The sequence below is a fragment of the Nocardia sp. NPDC051833 genome (genome assembly GCF_040681225.1).
Taxonomy (GTDB): Bacteria; Actinomycetota; Actinomycetes; order Mycobacteriales; family Mycobacteriaceae; genus Nocardia.
Genome location: NZ_JBFAYK010000001.1, coordinates 3,655,579 through 3,678,261, shown reverse-complemented (window position 1 = coordinate 3,678,261; position 22,683 = coordinate 3,655,579). Strand labels below are relative to the sequence as shown.

Genomic DNA, 22,683 nt, shown 5'->3' with positions numbered 1-22,683 from the left:
GACTGATGCCGAAACCCCAAGTGCTCATTGCGATCACCGCCGTGCTATGCGCATTGCTGAGCACCGGCTGCACGCGGGCGATCGAGGGCCACGGGGTCTCGATCTACGACGATCCGTTCCAGGTGGCCGGGCTGCCGACCACCGGTGGGCCGAACGGGCCGCGGCCGAACGTGCCGGATTCGGCGCTGACCGCGTCGAACGGGGACGGCGGCGAGGTCGACGCGCTGGCGCTCAACGCGATCGAAGACATCCAGGCGTACTGGAAGGACGCCTTCGGCCTCGAGTTCCGCGGCGAGACCTTCGAGCCGGTGGAGAAGCTGGTGTCCTGGAACGCCAGGGCCTCGCGCAACCAGGCGGTCGATTTCTGCAAGGAGACCACCTACCACCTGGTCAACGCCGCCTACTGCCGCAGCGACAACTCCATCGGCTGGGACCGCGCGATGCTGCTGCCCACCATGACCGAGACCTTCGGGAAGATGTCGGTGGTCATGGTGCTGGCGCACGAGTACGGCCACGCCATCCAGACCATGGCCAAGCTGGTCACCAAGAAGACCCCGGTCCTGGTCAAGGAACAGCAGGCCGACTGCTTCGCGGGCGCGTTCATGCGGCACGTCGCGGAGGGCAAGTCCAAGCACTTCACGATCAACACCTCCGACGGCCTGAATTCCGTTCTCGCCGCCACCGTTTCGATCCGCGACTCCGACCCGGACGATCCCGAGAGCGTGCACGGTTCGGCCTTCGAGCGCGTCACGGCGGTGCAGATCGGCTTCACCGACGGCCCGCGGGGCTGCAAGGGCATCGACGACGAGGAGATCGACCAGCGCCGCGGCAATCTGCCGCAGAGCTTCTCCGGCGACCAGGGTCGCGGTGAGTACCCGATCACCAAGGAGAACCTGGTCGAGCTGAGCAAGGCCCTGCAGTCCATCCTGCCGGTGAAGGACGCCCCGGCCTACGAGTACTCCGGCGCGAAGATCGACTGCAAGGACGGCACGGCGACCGAACCGGTCACCTACTGCCCGGCCAGGAACGTCATCGCCACCGACGTACCCGGCCTGGCCCAGCGCGGCTCGGCCGACACCGACGACGACGGACCGCTCCCGGTCAAGGTCAGCGGCGACTACAACGGCTACGTCGTATTCATCTCCCGCTACACCCTCGCCGTCCAGCGCAGTCACGGCCAGGCGCTGACCGGCGCGAAGACCGGCCTGCGCGCGGCCTGCCTGTCCGGTGTGGTCACCGGCAAGCTGGCCCAGCCCGGCCGCCCGGCCAGCCAGGGCGACATCCAGCTCTCCGCGGGTGACCTCGACGAGGCGGTGTCGGGCCTGCTCACCGACGGCCTGGCCGCCAGCGACACCGAGGGCAACACCGTGCCGAGCGGATTCTCCCGGGTCGACGCCTTCCGGGCGGGCGTCCTCAACGGCGAGACCACCTGCCTGTCGCGGTACTCCTAGCCGAACGGCGGCGGCGCGGCGGGCTCGTAGCGCAGGACGCGGTTGCCGATCATCACCTCGGTGCCGGGGATCAGCGCCATCGGCTGGTTGGGCGTGAGCCGGATCCAGTCGCGGTAGCCGGGCAGGCGGGTGCGGGTGCCGTTGGTCGACCCGCGGTCGACGAGCTGGACATCCCAATTCACCAGGTGCACTTCGGCATGCGCGCGGGACATGCCGCCGGAGGTGTCGTCGACACGGAGCGGGATGAGCCCGCGCTGGGCGGCCTCGGAGTTCTCCGGGTCGCGGCCGATCACCGCGTCGGCGGCCAGCAGGTAGGTCATGCCGTCGTCGAGGACGAGCATGCCCAGCGGCGGGCGCACCACCTCGCTGAGCGCCTGGGTCTGGTCGACCGGCATGCCGCAGACCGTGCAGAAGGCCGAGCGCGGATCGCTGGGATGCGCACGCGCGCACTTGAATCCCATCACCTTGACGGTGAGCACCGTCGACCTGGCCGTCGCCTCGAGCCGGCGCTGCAGGTCGGGGTCGGGTTCGGGCGCCGGGTTGGTGCCCGCGTTCCTGGTCTCCGCGGTGTGCGGGTCGACGGCCTGGTGCGCCGGTCCGGTGGCGCTGGTGGCCGCGTCCATCAGTGACGTCGCCGGCTGCATTCCGGTGGCGGGCGGTTCGACCGGCCGCGAATCCGCTTGCGCCGGGCGCGGTTCCCGATCGATCCGGGCGGTGGGCGGCGGTGGCCTGCGGGTGCCCGCCGCGGGATCGGCGGTGCGGACCCGGGAGCGGGTCCCGTTGGACCACATCACGGCGCCGCCCGCCTGCGCGATGCCCTCGACCAGCCACCCGACACCGCGCTCCGGCGGCAGATCGGGGATGCGGCCCTTGGCGTCGTCGACGAACAGCGCGACCGCCGTGGCGGGCTCGGACGCCACCCGGTCGACGGTGAACGCGGCGTCACTGCCCCGGTAGTACTCGGTGGTGCCGTCCCCGGCGAGTACCGCCGTCACCGCACCGTGCAGGAAGATCGCGACCCCACCGTTGTCGGCGGCCGAGAGCACCCCGAAATCGATCGGCGTGCCCGGCGAGATCTGCTCGGCGTACTTCATCAGCCAGCGCGTCGCCTCGCGCGCGACCACCGCGCCGGGGCCACCCGGAACTTCCTCGGCGGCGGCGCGCACGAGCTCGGCCAGCGACTCCAGCGCGACCGCCGCGGTGTCGTCGGGGGTGAGCCTGCCGTGCCCGCGATGCGCGACGACGATCACCGCGCCCGCGACCCGCGCGACAGCGTGACTTCCGAGCACGACTTCGACCTGCCGATCCCTCACAGGTATCGGCCTCTACCGGAACTGCGCAGCAGGGTCGTCGCCATGCCCTCCAGACTATGGCAAACCCGCCCACATAGGTCCCCCTGGGCGGCCTTGGTCCGGTAACTTCAAGGGACCGCGGGAGGAACATCAAGGGGCACCGATGATCTATTCGACGAAGATCCGCATCGCGTCCGCACTCTGCAGTGCCACGATCGCCGCCGCCCTGACCGGCTGCGCGGTCACCGGGACCCCGGTCGCCGCCGAACCCGATGTGCGCGGACTGGAGACGGGCACCTACGCCACCGATCACCACAGCTACGACGACACCGCGGGCAGCCTGGGCGCGCTCGTCGAGGGCACGCGCATGTCCGCGGCCGTCGTGCCCGCCGTGCGCATCGATCCGTCGCTGTCGCACGGCCGCGGCGGCACCGTGGTCCCCGATGTGGAGCGGGCGCTCGATTTCGTCGCCAATGTCTCCAAACCCGTTCTGGAGAACCGCAAATTCGTCACCGGGTACGCGGCGCTCGGCTCCGACAAGGCCGATCCGTCGGGTCAGAAGCGGCCCGCGGCCGACGCGACCGCCGTCACCACCGCCGTCTTCCGCTTCCCGGACGCCACGGCGGCCACCCTCGCCGCCCGTGAGCTCGAGGACGTCGACCTGGCGGTGTCGCCGGACAACCGCAAGCTCCCCTCGACGAAATACCCCGAGGCCTATGTCCATTGGCGTCCGAACGTGCCGACCATCGGCGCGTTCCTGGCGCACAAGGAGTTCGTGATCTCGCTGTTCATCCAGCGCCCGCGCGCGGATGCCGCCGACCTCACCGCCTGGGTCGACAAGACCCTCGCCGCCGAGCTCACCCAGCTCGCCACCTTCACCCCCACCCCGTTCGACGAACTCGGCGACCTCCCGATCGACCCGGAGCGGCTGCTCGCCCGCGCCGTCGTGCAGGACCGCGCCAGCGAGCACCCCGACCAGCACTCCTTCGCCGTCTACAGCCCCGCCCACCTGGTCAACAACGCCGACGACCAGACCACCCGCCAGCGGCTGGTCGACACCACCGGCGCCGAGAGCATCGCCCTCGTCGACGGCGGCTCCATCACCCGCGTCCGCGACCTGGCCGCCGCCGAGGCGCTGATGACCGGCCTCATCGACAGCGCGGGCCATTACGACACCCTGCCCGCCCCCACCGATATCCCCGGCGCCAAATGCCTGCAACTCACCAACGAGGGCGACGCCGAGGAGGAGTACAAATACCGCTGCTACGTCCCGTACAAGCGTTATCTCGGCATCGTCAGTTCCGACCAGGAACCCGACGTCCGCCAGAAGATCTCCGCCCAGTACGCCCTGCTCGCGAATAGTTTGTGAGACCGGGCCGCGCACCAGCGCCGCCCCATCCCCGAATTCGGTGACGTAGTATTCCGCCGACCATCGTTTCGGGGAGGAATGATCGTGTTACGAGCCACGAGACCAGTCAGGACCGCGTGTGCCGCCTTGGCGGCCACGATGCTGGCGGGCGTCGTCGCGGCCTGTGGCACCAGCGACCCGGCAGCCGGGGCGACCGATATTCCGGTGGACCTCACCACCCTCGACGTCGGCGCCTACGCCACCCAGCCACGCCAGGTCGGCACGGTCGCGAACCACGATCAGGCGAGGTTCATCGAGGCCGAGCGGCTCGGCGACCACGTCCCCACGCCCGCCGACATCGATCCGCGCTTCGTCCACACCAACTCCTCGATCGCCACGGTGTTCATCGATGCCGAGGCGTCGCTCGGCAAGATCATGGCGGTCGATCGGTTCGGCGAGATCGCGCCGGACTTCATCGGCGGTTTCGTGAGCTCGGCGGAGACCGCGGGCCACAACAAGGGCATCGACATGGTCAATGCCGTGATGATCTTCCCCGACGAACAGAAAGCCGCCGCCGCGGCGACCGCGCTCGAACGACTCGATTTCGGTTACGCCCCGAACAATCAGCCGATCGAGATTCCCGGTTATCCCGCCGCGAAAGCGCATTGGCAGCCCGACCAGCAGTCGATCGGATCCTGGTTCGCCACCGGCCATCTCGTGATCTACACCTGGTTCTACGACTACCTGAAGATCTATCTGGAGAAAGTCGACAAGCAGGCGCTGCTCGACCTGACCCGCAAGAGCCTCGACACCATCGTGCCCTCGGTCGCGAAATTCACCCCGACCCCCGTCGACCAGCTGATGACGCTCCAGCGTGATCGCGAGAACATGCTCGGCCGCACCGCGCCCCGCCCCCGCGAGGATTCCTGGATAAACCCGCCGGGTGTCTACGCGGGTCGCACCGCACGGCATTTCTCCTCCGATCCGGAGAGCACCACGAAGATGATCGACGACAACGGGGTGGACCTGTTCGCCAACGACGGCTCGGATCTGTACCGCGCGCGCGACATCGCGGGCGCGCAGGCGGTGCGCGACGAACTCGGCGGCCTGACCCGCAAGTTCACCGCCGCGGACCCGCCGAAGAATCTGCCGAGCGCCCGGTGCAAGGAATACATCGGCCGGGAGAAGCTGGCTGTCCGTTTCTACTGCGCGGTGTCCTACGACCGCTACGCCGCCTACGTCTGGTCGAACCAGCTTCTCGATGCCCAGCAACGCATCTCCGCCCAATACGCCTTGCTGGTGAACGCCCGATGAGCAGCCCGAAGCGCACCGCGACGGTGCTGATCGCCGCCCTGCTGACCGCCGCCCTCACGGCCTGCGGTGCCACCGTGTCCGGCTCCGGCGTGCCGGGTGAGATCGATATCCGCTCGCTCGATGTCGGCGCGTATCCCACCGAGCCGCCCAATGCCCACGACGACGATCCGATCCCGGCCTTCTACGAGATGTACAAGCTGGCCGCCATGCGGATCGCCGACTACGCGATCAGCGCCTACGACATCGATCCGCAGATGATCTACGGCAACCGGGCCGACGCGAACAATGCCCGGCTGATGCCGTCGGAACTCGGCAACGAGACCGCGATGTCGGCCATCGCGCAGAAATACAAGATGCTCTACGGCTTCCATTCCAGCGGTGCCTCGAAGGATCTCAGCGTCGCCACCAGCGGTACCTGGCCGACCAAGAAGGACAGCAACTGGTTCACCGCGACCACGATGATCCTGCAATTCCCCGACGCCGAGCGCGCCATGGCCGCGGCCAGGGAATTCCACGACGCCGACTTCGCCGCGCAGGAGGGGCGCAACCAGCCGGTGTCGCTGCCGAAATACCCTGCCGCCCATGCCCAGTGGCGTCCGGACTCGCCGTTCGTCCGGGTGCTGTTGCCGCACGGTCCGTACGTGATCGCCTTCCTGCTGTCGGTGGCGAAGCCGGACCTGCCCGCGCTCACCGCCCTCGCCGAGTCGGCGCTGACCAAGCAGATCGAGGCGCTGGCCGCGACGACGCCGCTGACCGACGAACAGCTCATGACCCTGCCCTGGGACCCCGATCACGTCCTGATGCGGACCCTCAACCCCGATGGGCTGACCGGCCCCGAGAGCTCGTACTACCTGGTCACCGGCGCGCGCGGCATCCAGCACTACTCCGGTGGCCCGCTCCCCGACCACCGCGAGTACATCGGGCAGCAGCTCACGAAGATGAACGCCCAGCAGGTCGCCATCTCGTGGGGCTCGATCGGCATCCGCACTCCCGACGCCGAGTCGGCCCGCCGCGCGGTCGCCGAGAAGCTGTTCCTCTGGCCCACCGCGACCGATGTCGCGCCCCCGCCCAACCTCACCGACGCGACCTGTGTGGAGAACAAGCAGCTGGCCGCGAAGAAGCGCTTCAGCTGCATCCTCGCCTACAAGCAGTACGTCGGGATCGTCAGCAGCGAACAGCTCCTCGACGCTCAGCAACGCGCGGCCGCGCAGTACGCCGTCTTCGCCAACAGCCGGTGAGCTGAGGACTGCGCGGCGACAGGGCGGCCAGTATGCTCCCGCCGGAGCGCGGCACAGCAACGAGTCAGGAGACCGAAAGAGATGACGATGAGCCCGGGCACCATCGTCGGTGGCTACCGAATCATCCGCAAGCTGGGCGCGGGCGGCATGGGCTCGGTCTATCTGGCCGCGCATCCGAGCCTGCCGCGCACCGACGCGCTCAAGATCCTCAGCCCCGAGCTCAGCCGCGACCCCGAGTTCCGCGCCAGGTTCGAACGCGAAGCCAATCTCGCCGCCGGCCTCGATCACCCGAACATCGTCTCGGTCTACAACCGCGGCGAGGAGCACGGCCAGCTGTGGATCGCGATGCAGTTCGTCGAAGGCACCGACGCCGCCGCCGAACTCGCCCGCGACCCGCACGCGATGACCCCGCTGCGCGCCCTGCGCATCACCACCGAGGTCGGCAAGGGCTTGGACTTCGCGCACCATCGCGGCCTGCTGCACCGCGACGTCAAACCGGCGAACTTCCTGCTCTCGGACACCTACGGCGACGACGAGCGGGTGCTGCTCACCGACTTCGGCGTGGCCAAGTCGACCGACGACGCCTCCGAGCTCACCCAGACCGGCAGCTTCCTCGCGACCATCGCCTATGCCCCGCCGGAGCAGCTGTCGGGTGGTCATCTCGACCACCGCGCCGACGTCTACAGCCTGGCTTGCGCCTTCTTCAAACTCCTTACCGGCCAGAACCCGTACCCCGCGACACAACCGGCCCTGGTGATGATGGGCCACCTGCACGAACCGCCGCCCCGCGCGACCGCCGTGCGTCCCGGCCTGCCACCCGCGATCGACCAGGTCTTCGCGCGGGCTATGGCGAAGAATCCGAACGAGCGGTTCTCGACCTGCCGCGAATTCACCACCGCCGCGACCGCCGCCCTCGTCCCCGGCTCGAATCTCCCTGGCCAGCACACCTCGCCGACCTACCCGATCCAGACGCACACCCAGTGGTCGCCCAACGCCGTCACCGCGATCGGCGCGACGAATCCCGGGGAACCACCGAAGAATTCGAAGAACCGGCTGGTCCTCACCGTCGGCGCGCTGGTCGCCGTCGTCGCGGTGGCCGCCGGGATCGGCATCTGGGCCGCCCGCGGTGACAGTCCGTCGGTCGGCGGCTCGGGCACCACAGCCGTCCCGACCGCCGCGCTGAGCCCGCTCGAGCAGGCCCGCAAGGACAACCCGGCCTTCACCGGCAAGACCGTGCTGATGGTCGACGTCGACGCCGACAACAAGGTCGCGACCTACCTGGGCGGCACCCTGCAGACCAAGTTCCTCGAGGACCTGGGTTTCGTCTACAACTTCAACTACACCAAGTCCGGCGAGGAACCCTCCCCCCGCCCGGTCGCCAACACCTTCGACCGGCTGAACGTCGCCGAGGACAGCTACATCCTCGCCGTCCGCAGCGACGCCAAAGCCGGCGGCGGCGGCCTCCTCGGCCTCCCCTTCCAGATCACCGGCTCCCGCGCCACCGTCATCCCCGTCGACGACCCGATCAGCGTCACGGCGATGCGCTCCTGGACCTCGAGCTCGGAACAGACCCTGCTGTCCCGGCTGCTCCCGGTCCTGAAGAGCCGCGTGAAGTAGCGCACGCTCGGCGGTCGTTCGCGCCCGGGGAGGGCGGGATCGGCGGATCCGCGCAGCTCGCTGGCGTGGTAGCGCCGCCGACGGGTGCGCTACTATGCCCGCGAGCCAGCTCACCGGGGAAGGGTGGGCCTGGGACTCGGTCCGAGTCGGTCCACGATCGGATCAGTTGGTCAGTTGGAGGGGGAGAGCGTGCTGCTCAACCGTGGTGCATCGAGAGCGCGCGGAGCGATTCTGGCGGCGGTCGCCGTCGTGGTCGCCGCCGCCGTGGTCGGGTGCGGATCACCGGTGTCGGGGAGCGCGACGCGCATCGAACCGGACAAGTCGGACCTGGATTTCGGCAACTACCAGACCCAGCCGCGCACGGTCGGCAACGCCAAGAGCCTGAACCAGGGACGCGCGTGGGAAGCGCAGCGGCTCGCGGACTACGTGGCCGTGCCCTTCGAGATCGACCCCGCCTATGTCTACGACAATCGCCGGGAATCGCTGGTCCATCCCACGCAGATCGTGCTGAATCGCAAGGGCCTTGGCAAGCTCATCATCAACGACACCTTCGACGAGGTCGCCGAGGATCTGGTCGCCGGCTGGCTGAACACCTGGGCGACCGGTCCGAGCGGAGGCGAGCCGCGCCGCAGCCTCAATCTCTCGGTCCTGATCTTCCCCGACGCCAAGACCGCGGAGACCGTCGCGCCGATCCTCGAGCACGACGACTTCACCTTCAACAGCGACAACGAGTCCGTCTCGATCACCAAGTACCCGAAGACCTACGCGCATTGGCGGCCGTCGGTCTCCTCCATCGGTTCCTGGACGGTCCACGACCGCTACGTGATCTTCATGAAGATCGATGACGGGACCAAGGCACCCGACCTGCCCTCGCTGACCGCGCAGGTCGAACGGGCGCTCGCGGTGCAGATTCCGCTCCTGGACAAGTTCGTGCCGACCCCGTCGGACCAGCTCGAGCGGGTCCCGCTGGACCCGACCGGGATGCTCGGCCGGACCCTGCCCTCGGATCCGTCGGCACCGGTGCGCGCGCAGCCCGACGGATACTCCATCGGACGCGGCGCACTGAGCCTGTTCGCCGATCCGGATGCCGATCTGCTGAACACGTTCACCAAGCACGGCATCGACCTGATCACCTTCGGCGACTCGGTCGTCTTCCGCTCCACCACGGCCGCGGGCGCGAAAGCCCTGGTCGACGAGTGGAAGAAACCGGAGGCGGACTCCAAGGAGGCGGCGGCGCCGTCGAAGCTGGCCGACGCGGTCGCCTGCCGGGCCAACACCTACGAGTCACAGGGCGAGGTGAAAACCTCCGACTACATCTGCTACCTGCAGGTCGACCGCTACGCCGCGCAGATTCGCGACGGAAACCTGCAGGATCTGCATCAGCAGGTCGCCGCCCAATACGTTCTGCTCACCCGCCGATGAGGATGCCCGAGATGAAGAACACCCTGCGGCTGGCCGGGCTGCTCACCATCCTGATCGTCGGGTCGGGTTGCGCGGCGCCCATTTCCGGCCAGGCCAAGCCCGGCATGACGCCGGTCGACCTGGCGACGCTGAAAACCGGCGCGGCGGTCACCGAACCGACCGCCTTCGATCTGAAGTACTCCGACACCGCGAAATCGGTCAGGTTGATCGAGGGGCGGCGGTTGCTCAATGTTCTCGTCCAGCCGATCGATGTCGATCCCGAACTGACGAAGCGCCTCACCACCAAGGTATTCGCCGACGGCACGGATATGTCGAAGGACGACGGGCTCCCGGAGCAGTTCAAGGCCGCGGTCGACGGCAACAGCTTCATCGCCGGCGTCACCGCGTCACGCACGAACGGCAGCGTGCGCGATACCAAGGGCCTGCACCTGAGCGTGCTGCATTTCGCGACCGCGCAGGACAGCAAGAACGCGGCGGCGGCGATGTATCAGGTGAGCACCTCCGGCGAAGCGCCCCGGCAGCCGGTGACGATTCCCGGCTACGCCGAGGCCAACGGGTCGACCAAGGACGGCACTGCGGTCAGCGCCTTCCAGGCGCACGGACCCTTCGTCATCGCCGTCAGCATCTCGCAGGGGACCGCCGATCAGGCCGGTTTGGCTGCCAAGGTCAAGAAGACCCTGGATCTGCAGCTGCCCGCTCTCGACAAGTACCGGGTCATCGCCCCGGATGACCTGCTCGACCTGCCGCTCGATCCCGACGGGATCATGCGGCGGGCGACGGGTAAGTCGCCGTCGGGCGACCCCTACGGCATGAGCTACCACGAAGAGGACTTCGGCACCTTCGAGCCGTCCGGGATCCTGCACTTCGAGCGGAACCCCGCCGAGGCGAGGAAGGCGTTCGAGGCGGCCGGAGTCGATCTGGTCGGCCGGCGCTTCAGCACCGTGTACCGCACCCGCGATGTCGAGGCCGCGTTCACGCTGCAAACCGCCCTCGCCAAGCGCGGTAAGGGCGATTCCGAACTCGCGCCGCCACCCGGCATCGCCGACGCCCAGTGCCTGCGAATGGAGGACGAGGACCCGAACCGTGGCTACAACGGGATCTGTGTTCTCGTCTACGGCCGCTACGTCGCCGTTGTCATGTCGCTGGCGAGCGTGTCGAAGGCGGCGCTGCAGGTCGACCCGATTCTGCAGGAACGGACCGCCGCGCAGTACGCGATCCTGAAGAAGAGTGAGTGAAAGATGATGCGAAAACTCCGCCTGAGCAGCGCATTGCTGACACTCGGATTCGCGTTGGCCGCGTGTGGCGGCTCCGATGCCGCCGCACCGCAGACACCGGCTGTCGACGTCACCAAGCTGGACTCCGGCAACTACCCGACGAAAGCGGTCGACCTCGAGCCCAGCCGGGTGCCGACGTCGGGCGCCCTGCGCGAGGCGATCCGGATCGGCGCCGCCACTCCGATCGCCTCCCAATTCGATCCGCGATTCGTCTTCGCGACCGGCTACAGCGGTGGCAGGCACATCACCGCGATCGACCCGCCGTACTTCGGTGGCTCCGGCATCGAATCCACTGATTTCAACACCGTCGTTCCCGGTGTCGTCGCCGGGTGGGACAGCTCCGCGAATCGCCGGGATCAGCTCTACGCCGGCCGCGAGGTCTCGACGATCACCCTGCGTTTCTCGACGCCGGACCAGGCGAAATTCGCGGCGACCGAACTCTCGAACCGCACACCGAGTTCGGCCTATCAGATCCCGAACTACCCCGACAGCCTGGCCAAGCTGGAGGTCAAGACCGATCCGCTGCGGCTGCAGCACCTGCGCGCCTGGCTGGTACGCGGCGACATGCTGCTGTCCATCGACGTCACCGATCCGATCGGCCTCCCCTACGACCCGGCCGCGGACGCGGAAGTCGTGCGCAAGTACTTCGACAAACAGATCGAAATGCTTCGCGCGTATACGCCGACGCCGCTGAACGAGATCGACAAGTTGCCGCTCGACACCGAGGGCTTGCTGAGTCATGTGCTGCCGACCGAGGCGTCGAAGCGTCCGAAGAAGGGAACCAGCAGCTCCGCGGTGTATCCGCTCCAGGCTGTCCTGCATCTCGAGGAGCACCCCGCGGTCCTGGGTCCCGCCTACACCGACGCCGGGGTCGACATCGTGGCCTTCGACACCGGCTCCGTGTTCCGCGCGCGGGACGAGGCCGCGGCAGGCCGATTCCGTGCGGCGATGGACAACGAAACAACCGGAAATACCGATTACATGAAGGTCGACAGCCCGCCGAATCTCCCGGTCGTGAATTGCTTCAACGCGAAACCGGAAGTGAAGTACGCGTCCGACGCACCCCCGACGTGCCACGGTGTGATCGGCCGATATGTGTTCGGTGTCTCCGGCACCAACCTGCAGGACGTTCACCAGCGGGCCGCCGCACAGTACAAGCTGCTGGTCGGGTTCAGCTGACCCGCACGAGCACTGTGGGGTGCGACAGCACCTGCTAGATTGCCCTGTTGGGACGTGCACTGCGGGGCGCGCGAAGGATTGAGGAGACGCGAATGGCCTTGCGGCCCGGCGCAATTGTGGGTGGCTACCGAGTGATCAAGGTACTCGGCGCCGGTGGCATGGGTACCGTATACCTCGCCCAGAACCCCAGCCTCCCCCGTCGCGACGCGCTCAAGGTGCTCAGCGGTGACCTGTCCACCGACCCCGAATTCCGCGGGCGATTCGAGCGCGAAGCCAATCTCGCCGCCGGCCTGGACCATCCGAACATCGTCGCCGTCTACAACCGCGGCGATGAGGACGGCCAGCTGTGGATCGCCATGCAGTACGTCGACGGCACCGACGCCTCCGCCGAGGTCGCCAAGGGCCCGAGCGCCATGCCCGCGCACCGGGCCCTGCGCATCATCGGCGAGGTCGGCAAGGGCCTCGACTACGCGCACCGCCGCGGCCTGCTGCACCGTGACATCAAGCCGGCCAACTTCATGATCGCCGCGGCCGAGGACGGCGACGAGGAACGCGTCCTGCTCACCGACTTCGGCGTCGCCAAGTCCGCCGACGACGGCCAGGACCTCACCGCCACCGGCAATTTCATGGCCACCGTCGCCTACGCTCCCCCCGAGCAGCTGATGGGCACCAAGCTCGACCATCGCGCCGACATCTACAGCCTCGGCTGCTCCCTCTACAAACTCCTCACCGGCCAGAACCCCTACCCCGCCACGGTCCCGGCCATGGTCATGATGGGCCACCTGCACGAGCCCCCACCCCGCGCCACCGCCATCCGCCCCGACCTCCCACCCGCGATCGACCACGTCATCGCCAAGGTCATGGCCAAGGACCCGGCCCACCGCTACAACACCTGCCGCGAATTCATCCAGGACGCCCACAACGCCCTGTTCGGCGCCCCGATGCAGGCGCCGGCGACCCAGGGATTCCACACCGCCCCGCGCATGCCGATCAACGGCCCCATCACCGCCGCCACCGACGTCGTACCCCAGCAATGGGGCACCGACCCGAGTCGCTCCGTCGTCGGTTACGCACCCCCGACCGGCGGCGTCTCCGAAAATGACATCCTCACGGCCCGCAATCCGAAGCCGCACCGGCCGAAGCGAGGCCGAAAAGTGTTGTTGACCAGCCTGATCGCGGTGGTGGTCGCAGCACTGGTCGGCACCGGAGTTTTCGTGTTGACCCGGCCCGACGGAGGATCGACCGGTGGAGCCGACCCGATGGCGCAAGTCCGTTCTCAAAATCCGGAGTTCAGCGGAAAATCCGTGACCGCCTACAACTACGGCAATTCCACGCTGTCGGTGGTCCTGAATCCTAGTGACCAGTGGAAGTTCCTGCGCGACTTGGACTTCGACTACAACTCTCAATACAAAGCTGTGGGCGACGAAAAGTCGCCCCGCGCACTGTCTGTCGGCGACTACAGCATCAAGAACAACACTGACGTTGTCATCGTTCTCCGCACCGACAGCCAAGCGGGCAATGGCGGGTTCCGCGGGCTGCCGTACGCATTGACGAGCGGAAACGGCAAGGTCGTCGTCATCGACGACCCATCGACTGTCCAAGCCTTCCAGGTCTGGAGCGACCAGTCGCAGCAGATTCTCATCGACAAGATGGTGCCCGCCATTTCTAAGGCGATCAAATAGGGGGAAGCTTGGCCAGCACGATACGATTAAAAAATGCGCTAAAGATTACCACTTTCGTCGGCGTGCTATTATTGCCTACCAGTTGCGGATCAACCGTCACAGGAACCGGGCAGCCTGGGAATTCGGACGTTGACCTCACCTCGCTTCGCACTGGTCCGTTCCAGACGGATCCCTTACCCTTCGAGGTCGACCCCTACGCCGTAGGCTCGGAAACCATTCGACAGATCGAAGGCACGAAACTTCTCGGATACCTCGCACATCCCTTCGACGTAGACATCGAATTGACGTCACTCGATCGCACGAGAGTATTTATCGACAAGAACGCCATCCCTGCAGACAGCGACATCAAAACCGAGCATCAACGCGTAATCAAAGATAACATGAGCTTTGTTGCCGGGGTATCGTCACGTCGGACGAACTCCAGCATCCGAAGTCCCAAGGAACTAGAAATATCAGTTATGCGGTTCGCGACTGGGTCCGACAGCATACGTGCCGCTACCGAGTTTCATAGCATCAGCGTAGAGAACGGCGGTCGCCCGACTGCCGGGATTTCCCGTTTCCCAGGGAGCCTTTCCACGTCTTCCGACGATACCTCGATCGTTTCCTGGATGCCGCACGGACCCTATGTGATCATGGTCGGTGCGCGAGTCCCGAAGGCGGGTAGCACCGAACTGCTGGCGACGGCCGAAAAGTCCCTCCAACTGCAGACCGAATTGCTTGATCGCCAGTCGCCCATGGCACTGGATGAGGTACTCAACGAGCCGCTGGACGCCGAGAATATCGTGCGCCGATCGATGATCCGCGACGACCGCGATCCTCAGTCGCTACGTGAAGACCCCGGCATGTTCGATCGCATGGGCATTCTGCATTACGAACGCAACCCGATCGAAGCAAGAAAGAAATTCGAAGAAGCAGGCGTAGACCTTATCGGCCGTCGCGCAAGCACCGTGTACCGAACGCGCGACCTCCCGTCCGCCTTCCTGCTGCAGACCTTCCTGGCAAAGCCGGGGAAGAACGACACGGTGCTGGATCCCCCCTTCGGGCTTCTCGATGCTCAGTGCCTGAAGCTCGACGTCGCCGATCCGAACAGGAAGTTCGATGCCATGTGCGCGGTCGTCTTCGACAGATACGTCGCAGTCGTGACCACCGACATGTTCTCCTGGGGATCAGTTGACCGAGCGCTGCAGGAACGCGCCTCCGCCCAATATGCAATTCTCAAGAAATGTGGCTGACCATGCGAATCCGGCCAGTAATCGCTTCCGTCGCCGCCCTCATTCTGCTCTGCTCATGCGGAGGAACCGAAACCAGCACCGCGGACTCAATCGATCCGAGCAAGCTCGACTCGGGGAACTACCCGACCGCGCCAGTAGACGTCGAAACGCTGAGAACAGCAACATCGGGAGAACTTCGCGAAGCACTGAATATCGCGACCAACACACCGATACCCTTCGAATACGACCCTCGGTTCGGATACGGATCATTCGATGGTCGTAAGCAGTTCGTGACGACCGAGACTCCGCCCGAATTCGTTGACAGCGGCATCGGCAGCAGACAATTCACCAAGGAAATAGCCGGACTGGTTGCTGGTTGGTACGTGCTTGGATACCGGCGAGAACTGCCAGACCTCGGTCGGGGCATCGAGACGTACACCCTACGCTTCGAGACGCCCGAGTTCGCCCGTCTGGCAGCACAGAAATTGACCGCGGGATCGCCCGGGTCACCGATACGGATCGACGGCCATCCGGATGCGATCTCCAAAACGACTCCGCTTGAACCGTTTCACAGCGCGACGGTGCGCGCATTGCTTCCCCACGAAGACATGCTGCTCTACATTCAGGTTAGCGATTCAGTCAGTCGGCCCTTCGATCCGGTGGATAGCGCTGCAATCGCGAAGCGCTTTTTGGACGCACAAGTGGATCGCCTGAAGTCCTACAAGCGGACTCCGCTTGCCGAGATACGAAATCTACCGATGGACGTAGATGGCATGCTGAGCCGGACGCTGCCCGACAGCGAACCCAACAGCCGGACAGCCGTCTATCCGGTTCGTGCGGCGATATCGATGGCGAAGGAACCATTGGCCTTTGGACCCGCCTACACCGACGCCGGCGTCGACTACATCGTCAGCCGCGGTGGCGCGTTCGTGTACCGAGCTCGCGATGAGGCTGCCGCGGACAGGCTTTCCAATGCCTTCGACAAGAAGAACAAGGACGATTCCGGGCTGCTGCCAGCGGATCCTCCGCCGAATCTGCCGACTGCGCAATGCTACTCGATGGATCCCAATGCCAAGGTCACCAAGAACACCCCGCCGAGTTGCAGAATTGTCGTAGGACGGTATGTCGCCAGAATTGGCGGGGCGAATCTTCAAGACACATATCAGCGAACCGCCGCCCAGTACAAGCTGCTCGTCGGCGCCAATTGACCATGAAGACCGCGAGCGGGTCCGGAGAAGCCTCCGAACCCGCTCGCAGTGTATTGATTCAGGCTCAGCCCAGGAGCATGTTCGCCAGCCGAGCGTCGGTGGCCTTCATGTTCTCGGAGCCGGACAGCGTCTTCGTACCGATCGCCTGCAGCTTGGCGTTCAGATCGGTGGACTGCTGCGCCCACTTGGTCTGCATGATCGTGAACGCGGTCGAGCCTTCACCCTCGGACCAGTTCTCCTCGATGAAACGCTGGAACTCGTTCTCGTAGTCCTGCAGAGCCGTGGTGATCTGCTGCGCCTGCGACTGCAGACCGGAGCCCGCGTCGTTGATGGCCGCGAAGTCATACCGGATTGCACCGATGTCAGTCATTGTTGGTCCTTTCGAAAGGTCTCAGTGTCGGGGGGAATCAGCGCATGTTGAGAGTGGGCGTGTCCGCCGCAGTCTCCGCGAGGATCTGCTGCGCGTTGTCCACTTCCTCGTCCGAGATCGTCGCAGCGATCGTGGAGACGGTGTCCGAAGCCTGGTACAGCGCCTCGTTCAACCGACGAGCGGACGTGAGGTAGTCACCCATCGTCGACTGGAAGGCCTTGCCCGCCGCACCCTGGAAGGCCGGGTTGTTGACATCGCTGGCGTGACCCTCCGCGTTGCGGATCATGCCCTCGATGGCGTCGTGCTTGTCCTTCATCTTCGTGGAGAACGCCTGGATCTCCGCAGGAGTTGCGTTAAAACCCATCTTCTGGCTCCTTCGTGGTCAAGGTGGACCAGACCCCCCTGCTGGCGATCTGAGCCCTTCTACTTAGGTTCGACGCACCGATGGTGCGTTCGGTTCCATCAAGTTCGGAGAAATTTCCGAAACCTACGGCGAGATCGACACTGATCGCATCACTTCCTCGCACGCAGTACTGACAGTCCCCCATCCTCCCGAGCCGTGCTGGCAGCCGACGTTGGTCTGGACGCCATGGTCGAGAAGGACGTACCACCTGACGACGGAACCGTCGCCAGGAAGCTCTTGGTAACCGATCCCCCGGCGCCCGGCGAACACCACATCGCGTTCCGGCGTACCGAACCGCCCGGGCTCGGCGCGCGAGATCCGCGCGGTGATGTCCCTAAGCACTTCATCATATCCAGCCTGCTCCGCGACAGTGTTGTACGTCACAGTAATTCGGCCGGGGGTGGCTGTCTGCGGAACGAGCGCGGCTCGGTCCGCCGGTGAGCCGGTGGCGAGGCGCCAGCCGGCCGGGATGTTGAAGGTCACGCGGCCCATCGTGTGCTGGGCGGGAGTCGCGGCCGGCTGGGTGGTCGATGGCTTCGGAGACATGGGCTCCGGTGCGGTGGACACCGTTGTCGGCGTGCTCTGGGTGGCCGTGGCCGCGTCGGCGTCGCTGTCGCGGGTCGCCACGACCGCGACGATGCCCGCGGTGACGACCACCAGCGATATCGCCGCTGCGGCAATGATTTTGGCGGTGCTGTGGCGTGGCGCGGGCGCGGTGGCTGCGGCGCGTTCGCGGAGGGTACCCACCCATTCCGCGTTCTGCGCCGGGATCGGGCGTGCCCGGTCGTCGGTGAGTCCGGATTGCGGCAGTAGCAGGGCGGTGAAGGCCACTGGCTGGACCAGCGGAGTGGGCTGGGTGGTCCAGGTTTCGGCGGCGAACTCGCGCAGGCGCTCCAGCAGGTGATCGTCGGTCGGGCCGACGATCAGCACCGAGGTCGGCTTGGAACCGTCGGCGACCTCGCCGATCATGGCCGACAGGCGATCGATGTCGTCGTCGTTCCAGTCGCCGGCGCCCAGGGTGGGTTCGTGCGCGCAGGCCGCGACCGAGATCTGGTCCCGGGAACGGTCGACCGCGCTCACCGTGACGGCCAGCGGGTCGATTTCGACGACGACGACGAACTCGGTGGTCGCCAGGGGCTGGCGCAGCCGGGCCACGCGGGCCGCGATCGGCTCCAGCGCGACCGAACCCGAGTACCTGCCGAACGAACGGGCGAAGCTCGAGCGGCGGGCCGTCGACCACGAACTGGGATGCGCGACACCGATACTCGCGCCGGGCGGCGTCGGTGCGACGCCGGCGAGGACATCGTCGACGACCGCGTCCGTGGCCGCGGCGATGGCGAGCGGCTGCGGCTCGTAGCCGATCCATGCCGAGTCGGCCAGCGACAGCGCCGAGATCGCCGGTTGCGACGGGCCGGTGGGCGCGCCGACCAGGATGCCGTTCGGCACCGGCATCACCGTGGGAGCGACATCCACATGCCGGGCCGCGGTGCGCGCCAAGACGCGCGCATCGCTGACCACGACGTCGATGTCGGTCACAAGGCCGGTGCCCATGCCAGCTGCACCAGATCGATCGCGTTCCTGGTGACCAGGGTTCCGCGGCCCGGCGGCATCGCGCTGGCGCGCACCGTGCCGAAGAGCTGGCCTTCGTCGCGGCTACCGCTCATCACCAGGCCGATGCAACCGACGTCGCGCATCCGCGACACCACCGGCTCGTACAGCGCCCTCGACGCGCCGCCGGATCGGCGGGCGATGATCAGGTGGAAGCCGATGTCCTTGGCGTGCGGGATGAATTCGACCAGGGGCGAGAGCGGGTTACCCGACGGGGTGACGACCAGGTCGTAGTCGTCGATGATCAGGTAGAGCTCGGGGCCGGTCCACCACGAACGCGCGCGCAGTTCCTGCTGGGTGATGTTGGCACCCGGCATGCGGGACTTGAGGATCCCGACGACCTGCTGGACGAACGGGGTGAGCACTTCCGCCGAGGGCGCATAGCCGGCCAGGTGGTTGGTCTCGATGGTGCCGAGCAGGGTGCGCCGGTAGTCACCCAGGATGATCTTGGCCTGCGCCGGTTCGTTCGACTCGACGAGGCCCTGCACGATGCCACGCAGCAGCGCGGTCTTACCGCATTCACTGTCACCGAAGACCAGGAAGTGCGGCGTATCCGCCAGATTGAGCATGACCGGAGCGAGCTCGGACTCGTTGACACCGATCGGCACCAGCATGTTCGGCCGCGACCGGTCGACCTCCGCGGGCCAGTTGCGCATGCCACGCAGCAGGTCGGTGCGGTCGAGCAGGTCCGGCAGGGTGCGGGTGCCGGGGGCCGGGCGGCCGGGGGTGCGCTGGGCGATCAGTTCGACCGCGTGCGCGACACCGGCGCTGAGGTCGAGCGGGTCGGAGCTGCCGTCGACTCGGGGCAGTGCCATCAGCATGTGCAGCGCGTCCGGCGTGATACCGCGACCGGGACGGCCCTGCGGAACCAGAGCGGCGAACTTGCGGCCGATGTCGGAGTCCATCGGGTCACCCAGGCGCAGCTCGATGCGGGTGGCGATCTGGTCCTTCAGCGCGGGCCGGGCTTCCATCCACCGCGACAGGCCGATGACGACGTGCACGCCGTACGAAAGGCCTTGCAGGGCAAGGTTGGTGATCTGCTGTTCGAGTGCCTCGTAGTCCTGGCGGATCGTGCCGAAACCGTCGATGACGAGGAAGGCGTCGCCGTACGGGTCGGCGTGCGCGCCCGCCGCGGCGGGGCTGCTGTTGGGGTCCATCGCGCGCAGGCGGCGGTATTCGACCATGGACTCGATGCCCAGCTGGTGGAAGCGCTGCTCGCGCTGCCGGACCAGGGTGCTCATCTCGGCGACGGTGCGGCGGACCTTGTCCGGGTCGAGGCGGTTGGCCACGGAGCCGACGTGCGGCAGCCCTTCCAGGCTGGACAGCGTGCCACCACCGAAGTCGAGGCAGTAGAACTGCACCTGCTCGGCGGTGTGGGTCATCGACATCGACATGACCAGCGAACGCAGGGCCGTCGACTTGCCCGACTGCGGACCACCGACGATCGCGACGTGGCCGCGGGCACCCGACAGGTCCAGCATCATCGGGTCGCGACGCTGGTCGTACGGGCGGTCGACGATGCCGATCGCGGCGCGCAGGGTGGCGATCGGCGAGTACTCGCCGGTGATGATCGAGCGCGGGTTCAGCTGGTCCAGAGTCGGCGCGTCGTCGAGCGGCGGCAGCCAGATCTCGTGGGCGGGGCGGCCGTGACCGCTGATCCGGGACACCAGCATGTTCAGGTTCGACATCTGGTCGGCGTCGTCGCCGGTGGGCTCCGGCTCGTAGGTCGACTCCGGGGCGACCGGGACGCGGTCGGAGGTGCGGAAGGCGACGTGGTTGGCGCTGAACGGCCGCGCGTTGACGTCGATCTCGCCGCCGACGATGCCCGCGCTGGTGACCTCGCGCTGCGAACCGCCGCCGACGTAGGGGCCGGAGACGTAGGAGGCCTGGAAGCGCTGGATCTCGCCGGAGTCGGCCTTGAGGTAGCCGCCACCGGGTGAGTTGGGCAGGTTGTAGGCGTCGGGGACGCCGAGGACCTGGCGGGACTCGTTGGCGGAGAACGTCTTCAGGCCGATGCGGTAGGACAGGTGGGACTCGAGGCCCTTGAGCTTGCCCTCTTCCAGTCGCTGCGAGGCGAGCAGGAGGTGGACGTGCAGCGAGCGGCCGAGGCGGCCGATCATCACGAACAGCTCGGCGAAATCCGGGTGCTGGGTGAGGAGTTCGGAGAACTCGTCGAGCACGACGAACAGGGCGGGCAGCGGATCGAGGTCGGCGCCGGCGGCGCGGGCCTTCTCGTACTCGGAGACGTTGGCGAAGTTGCCCGCCTGGCGCAGGACTTCCTGGCGGCGGTTCATCTCACCCGCCAGCGCGTCCTTCATACGGTCGACGAGGTCGGCCTCGTCCTCCAGGTTGGTGATGACCGCGGCGACGTGCGGGACGCCGTCGAGACCGAGGAAGGTGGCACCACCCTTGAAGTCGACCAGGACCAGGTTGAGCTGGTCGGGCGAGTGGGTGGCGAGCAGGCTGAGCACCAGGGTGCGCAGGAACTCGGACTTACCGGAACCGGTGGCGCCGATGCACAGGCCGTGCGGGCCCATGCCGTTCTCGGCGGCTTCCTTGATGTCGAGTTCGACCGGAGCGCCGTCGGCACCGAGGCCGAACGGCACGCGCAGCCGCTCGCGCCCGTAGCGCGGGCGCCAGGCGCTGGCCGGGTTGAAGTTGCCGATATCGCCGAGGCTCATCAGCTGGGACCACGTCGAAATGGCCTCGGAATCGTCGGTTTCGACGTCGCTACTGCGCTGGGTGGCGGCGCGGTAGGGGGCGAGGCGGCGGGCGGCCTGCTGGGCCTGCTCGGCGCTGACGCGGTCGATGGTGGCGAAGCGCTCCTGGTTGCCGGTGGCGCCGCGGCCGAGGCACTCGCCGTCCTCGACGACCATCTTGATGCCGCGCGAAACGGCAAGGCGGGGTGCGTAATTGCACAGGTCGATGATGGTGACGCCCTCGAAGCCGGATTCGCGGAGCTGGTCGTCCTCGGCCTCGAGCAGGCCGCCGTCGACGACGATCACCACGTGCACGAGGTTCGGGTTGTTCGGCTGGTTACGCGAGTAGCGCACGCGGTTGCCGAGCAGCGGGTGCAGGCTGCTCAGTGCCTCGCGGATGGAGCCGTAGAACATGCGCTGGGTGCCAATGCCGTCGGAGACGTCGGGGTGCTGGGTGTGCGGGAGCCACTTGGTCCACTCCCACTCGCGCGCGGTGTCGGGACCGCAGACCACGGCGACGAGCACCTGGTCGGGCGCCTGGAACATGCACAGCTGCAACAACATCGCGCGGGTCATGTCGCGGGCCTGGGCGCGGTCGCCGTCGAGGGCGATGGTGCCGAAGCCCTTCACCGCGATCGCGGTGGGCAGGTCGGGGACCGTGGAGTGGGCGCGGACGAAGCGGCGCAGGGAGACCGCGGCGATCGGCTCGAGCTCTTCGACGGGGCCGGTCTCCGGGGCGACCAGGCGGGTGGCCAGGCGCTGACCGCCCAGGCCGATCCGGGCGTGGCAGAAGTCCTTGTCGCCGGAGCGGCGCTCCCACATGCGGCTGGTGCCGGCGAGCATCCAGATCAGGCCGGGCTCGGGGTGGCTCCACTCGACGGCGGCGCGCTGCTGCTTGGCGGTCTCGTCGACGTCCTTGCGGACCTGATCGAGGTAGCGCAGGTAGTCCTTGCGGTCCTCGTTGGCCTCGGCGGCCTTGGCGCCCTTGCCGCTGCCCTGGCCGAACATGGTGACCATCGACATGATCATCATCAGCGGGAACATCATCGACATCGGGTTGGACAGCATGCCGCTGCCCTGGGTGAACATCAGCGCCATCATGCCGACCATGCCGACGACCATGACGACGGGCATCATCTTCATCAGCAGGTTGCCGGGCGTGATCCGGGGGATCTCGGGCGGCGGCTGCAGGGTGACCTCACCGCCGGGCGTGCGTGGCATCTCGCGCCGGGCACGGCGTTGGAACCGTACTGTGCTCATGGTCGAAGACTCCCCCTGCTTGACTACTCGCTGTCTTCCCTCGCGACGGGCTCAGTGTAGAGGTCGCGGCCGACATGTCGTATGGTTCGTCAGGCATTCTGCTGTCC

Annotated in this window: 16 protein-coding genes; 11 read left to right on the top strand and 5 right to left on the bottom strand. The window is 67.0% G+C overall.

The window, feature by feature from the left end; all coding sequences use genetic code 11:
- The first annotated feature begins 5 nt into the window (after positions 1-5).
- Positions 6-1,451 (top strand): metallopeptidase, encoded by a 1,446-nt coding sequence (locus AB0L91_RS16595; RefSeq protein ID WP_365010764.1) that lies wholly within the window; start codon positions 6-8, stop codon positions 1,449-1,451.
- Here the strand turns inward: AB0L91_RS16595 and AB0L91_RS16590 are convergent.
- Entirely contained in the window at positions 1,448-2,764 is a 1,317-nt protein-coding gene (locus AB0L91_RS16590; protein ID WP_365010761.1) for an FHA domain-containing protein, read from the bottom strand. The two genes, AB0L91_RS16595 and AB0L91_RS16590, sit on opposite strands and share 4 nt — an antisense overlap.
- A gap of 142 nt (positions 2,765-2,906) precedes the next feature.
- On the opposite strand from AB0L91_RS16590, the gene AB0L91_RS16585 reads away from it, so the two are divergent.
- From AB0L91_RS16585 to AB0L91_RS16540, 10 genes are all read left to right on the top strand, one after another.
- Complete coding sequence (locus AB0L91_RS16585; protein ID WP_365010759.1) at positions 2,907-4,112, top strand: hypothetical protein; 1,206 nt, start codon at positions 2,907-2,909, stop codon at positions 4,110-4,112.
- Positions 4,113-4,238: 126 nt separating this feature from the next.
- On the top strand, positions 4,239-5,405 hold the full coding sequence (locus tag AB0L91_RS16580) for a hypothetical protein (RefSeq protein ID WP_365010757.1): 1,167 nt from the start codon (positions 4,239-4,241) through the stop codon (positions 5,403-5,405).
- Positions 5,402-6,643, top strand: a complete 1,242-nt coding sequence (locus AB0L91_RS16575) for a hypothetical protein (protein WP_365010754.1) — start codon at positions 5,402-5,404, stop codon at positions 6,641-6,643. The genes AB0L91_RS16580 and AB0L91_RS16575 overlap by 4 nt, the downstream gene beginning before the upstream one ends.
- Before the next feature lie 81 nt (positions 6,644-6,724).
- On the top strand, positions 6,725-8,260 hold the full coding sequence (locus tag AB0L91_RS16570; RefSeq protein WP_365010752.1) for a serine/threonine-protein kinase: 1,536 nt from the start codon (positions 6,725-6,727) through the stop codon (positions 8,258-8,260).
- Positions 8,261-8,449: 189 nt separating this feature from the next.
- Positions 8,450-9,682: a hypothetical protein gene (locus tag AB0L91_RS16565; protein ID WP_365010749.1), complete on the top strand. Its 1,233-nt coding sequence runs from the start codon at positions 8,450-8,452 to the stop codon at positions 9,680-9,682.
- Positions 9,683-9,693: 11 nt separating this feature from the next.
- Positions 9,694-10,917 carry a hypothetical protein gene (locus AB0L91_RS16560; protein ID WP_365010747.1) on the top strand — a complete coding sequence of 408 codons (1,224 nt, stop codon included), beginning with the start codon at positions 9,694-9,696 and terminating at the stop codon, positions 10,915-10,917.
- 3 nt (positions 10,918-10,920) lie between these two features.
- Complete coding sequence (locus AB0L91_RS16555) at positions 10,921-12,135, top strand: hypothetical protein (RefSeq protein ID WP_365010745.1); 1,215 nt, start codon at positions 10,921-10,923, stop codon at positions 12,133-12,135.
- Between the two features lie 92 nt (positions 12,136-12,227).
- Positions 12,228-13,817: a serine/threonine-protein kinase gene (locus tag AB0L91_RS16550; RefSeq protein WP_365010742.1), complete on the top strand. Its 1,590-nt coding sequence runs from the start codon at positions 12,228-12,230 to the stop codon at positions 13,815-13,817.
- An 8-nt stretch (positions 13,818-13,825) separates the two neighbouring features.
- A complete protein-coding gene (locus AB0L91_RS16545) occupies positions 13,826-15,049 on the top strand; it encodes a hypothetical protein (protein ID WP_365010741.1) in 1,224 nt (407 codons plus the stop codon).
- Positions 15,040-16,236 (top strand): hypothetical protein, encoded by a 1,197-nt coding sequence (locus AB0L91_RS16540; protein ID WP_365010739.1) that lies wholly within the window; start codon positions 15,040-15,042, stop codon positions 16,234-16,236. Before AB0L91_RS16545 ends, AB0L91_RS16540 begins: the two co-directional genes overlap by 10 nt.
- Positions 16,237-16,300: 64 nt before the next feature.
- Here AB0L91_RS16540 and AB0L91_RS16535 read toward each other — a convergent pair whose 3' ends face one another.
- From AB0L91_RS16535 to eccCa, 4 genes are all read right to left on the bottom strand, one after another.
- Positions 16,301-16,606 carry a WXG100 family type VII secretion target gene (locus AB0L91_RS16535; RefSeq protein WP_218717713.1) on the bottom strand — a complete coding sequence of 102 codons (306 nt, stop codon included), beginning with the start codon at positions 16,604-16,606 and terminating at the stop codon, positions 16,301-16,303.
- Positions 16,607-16,643: 37 nt separating this feature from the next.
- Positions 16,644-16,970, bottom strand: a complete 327-nt coding sequence (locus tag AB0L91_RS16530) for a WXG100 family type VII secretion target (RefSeq protein WP_365010737.1) — start codon at positions 16,968-16,970, stop codon at positions 16,644-16,646.
- A gap of 123 nt (positions 16,971-17,093) precedes the next feature.
- A complete protein-coding gene (locus AB0L91_RS16525; RefSeq protein ID WP_365010734.1) occupies positions 17,094-18,560 on the bottom strand; it encodes a type VII secretion-associated protein in 1,467 nt (488 codons plus the stop codon).
- Positions 18,542-22,576, bottom strand: a complete 4,035-nt coding sequence (gene eccCa / locus AB0L91_RS16520) for a type VII secretion protein EccCa (protein ID WP_357346515.1) — start codon at positions 22,574-22,576, stop codon at positions 18,542-18,544. Before eccCa ends, AB0L91_RS16525 begins: the two co-directional genes overlap by 19 nt.
- Between the last annotated feature and the right edge of the window lie 107 nt (positions 22,577-22,683).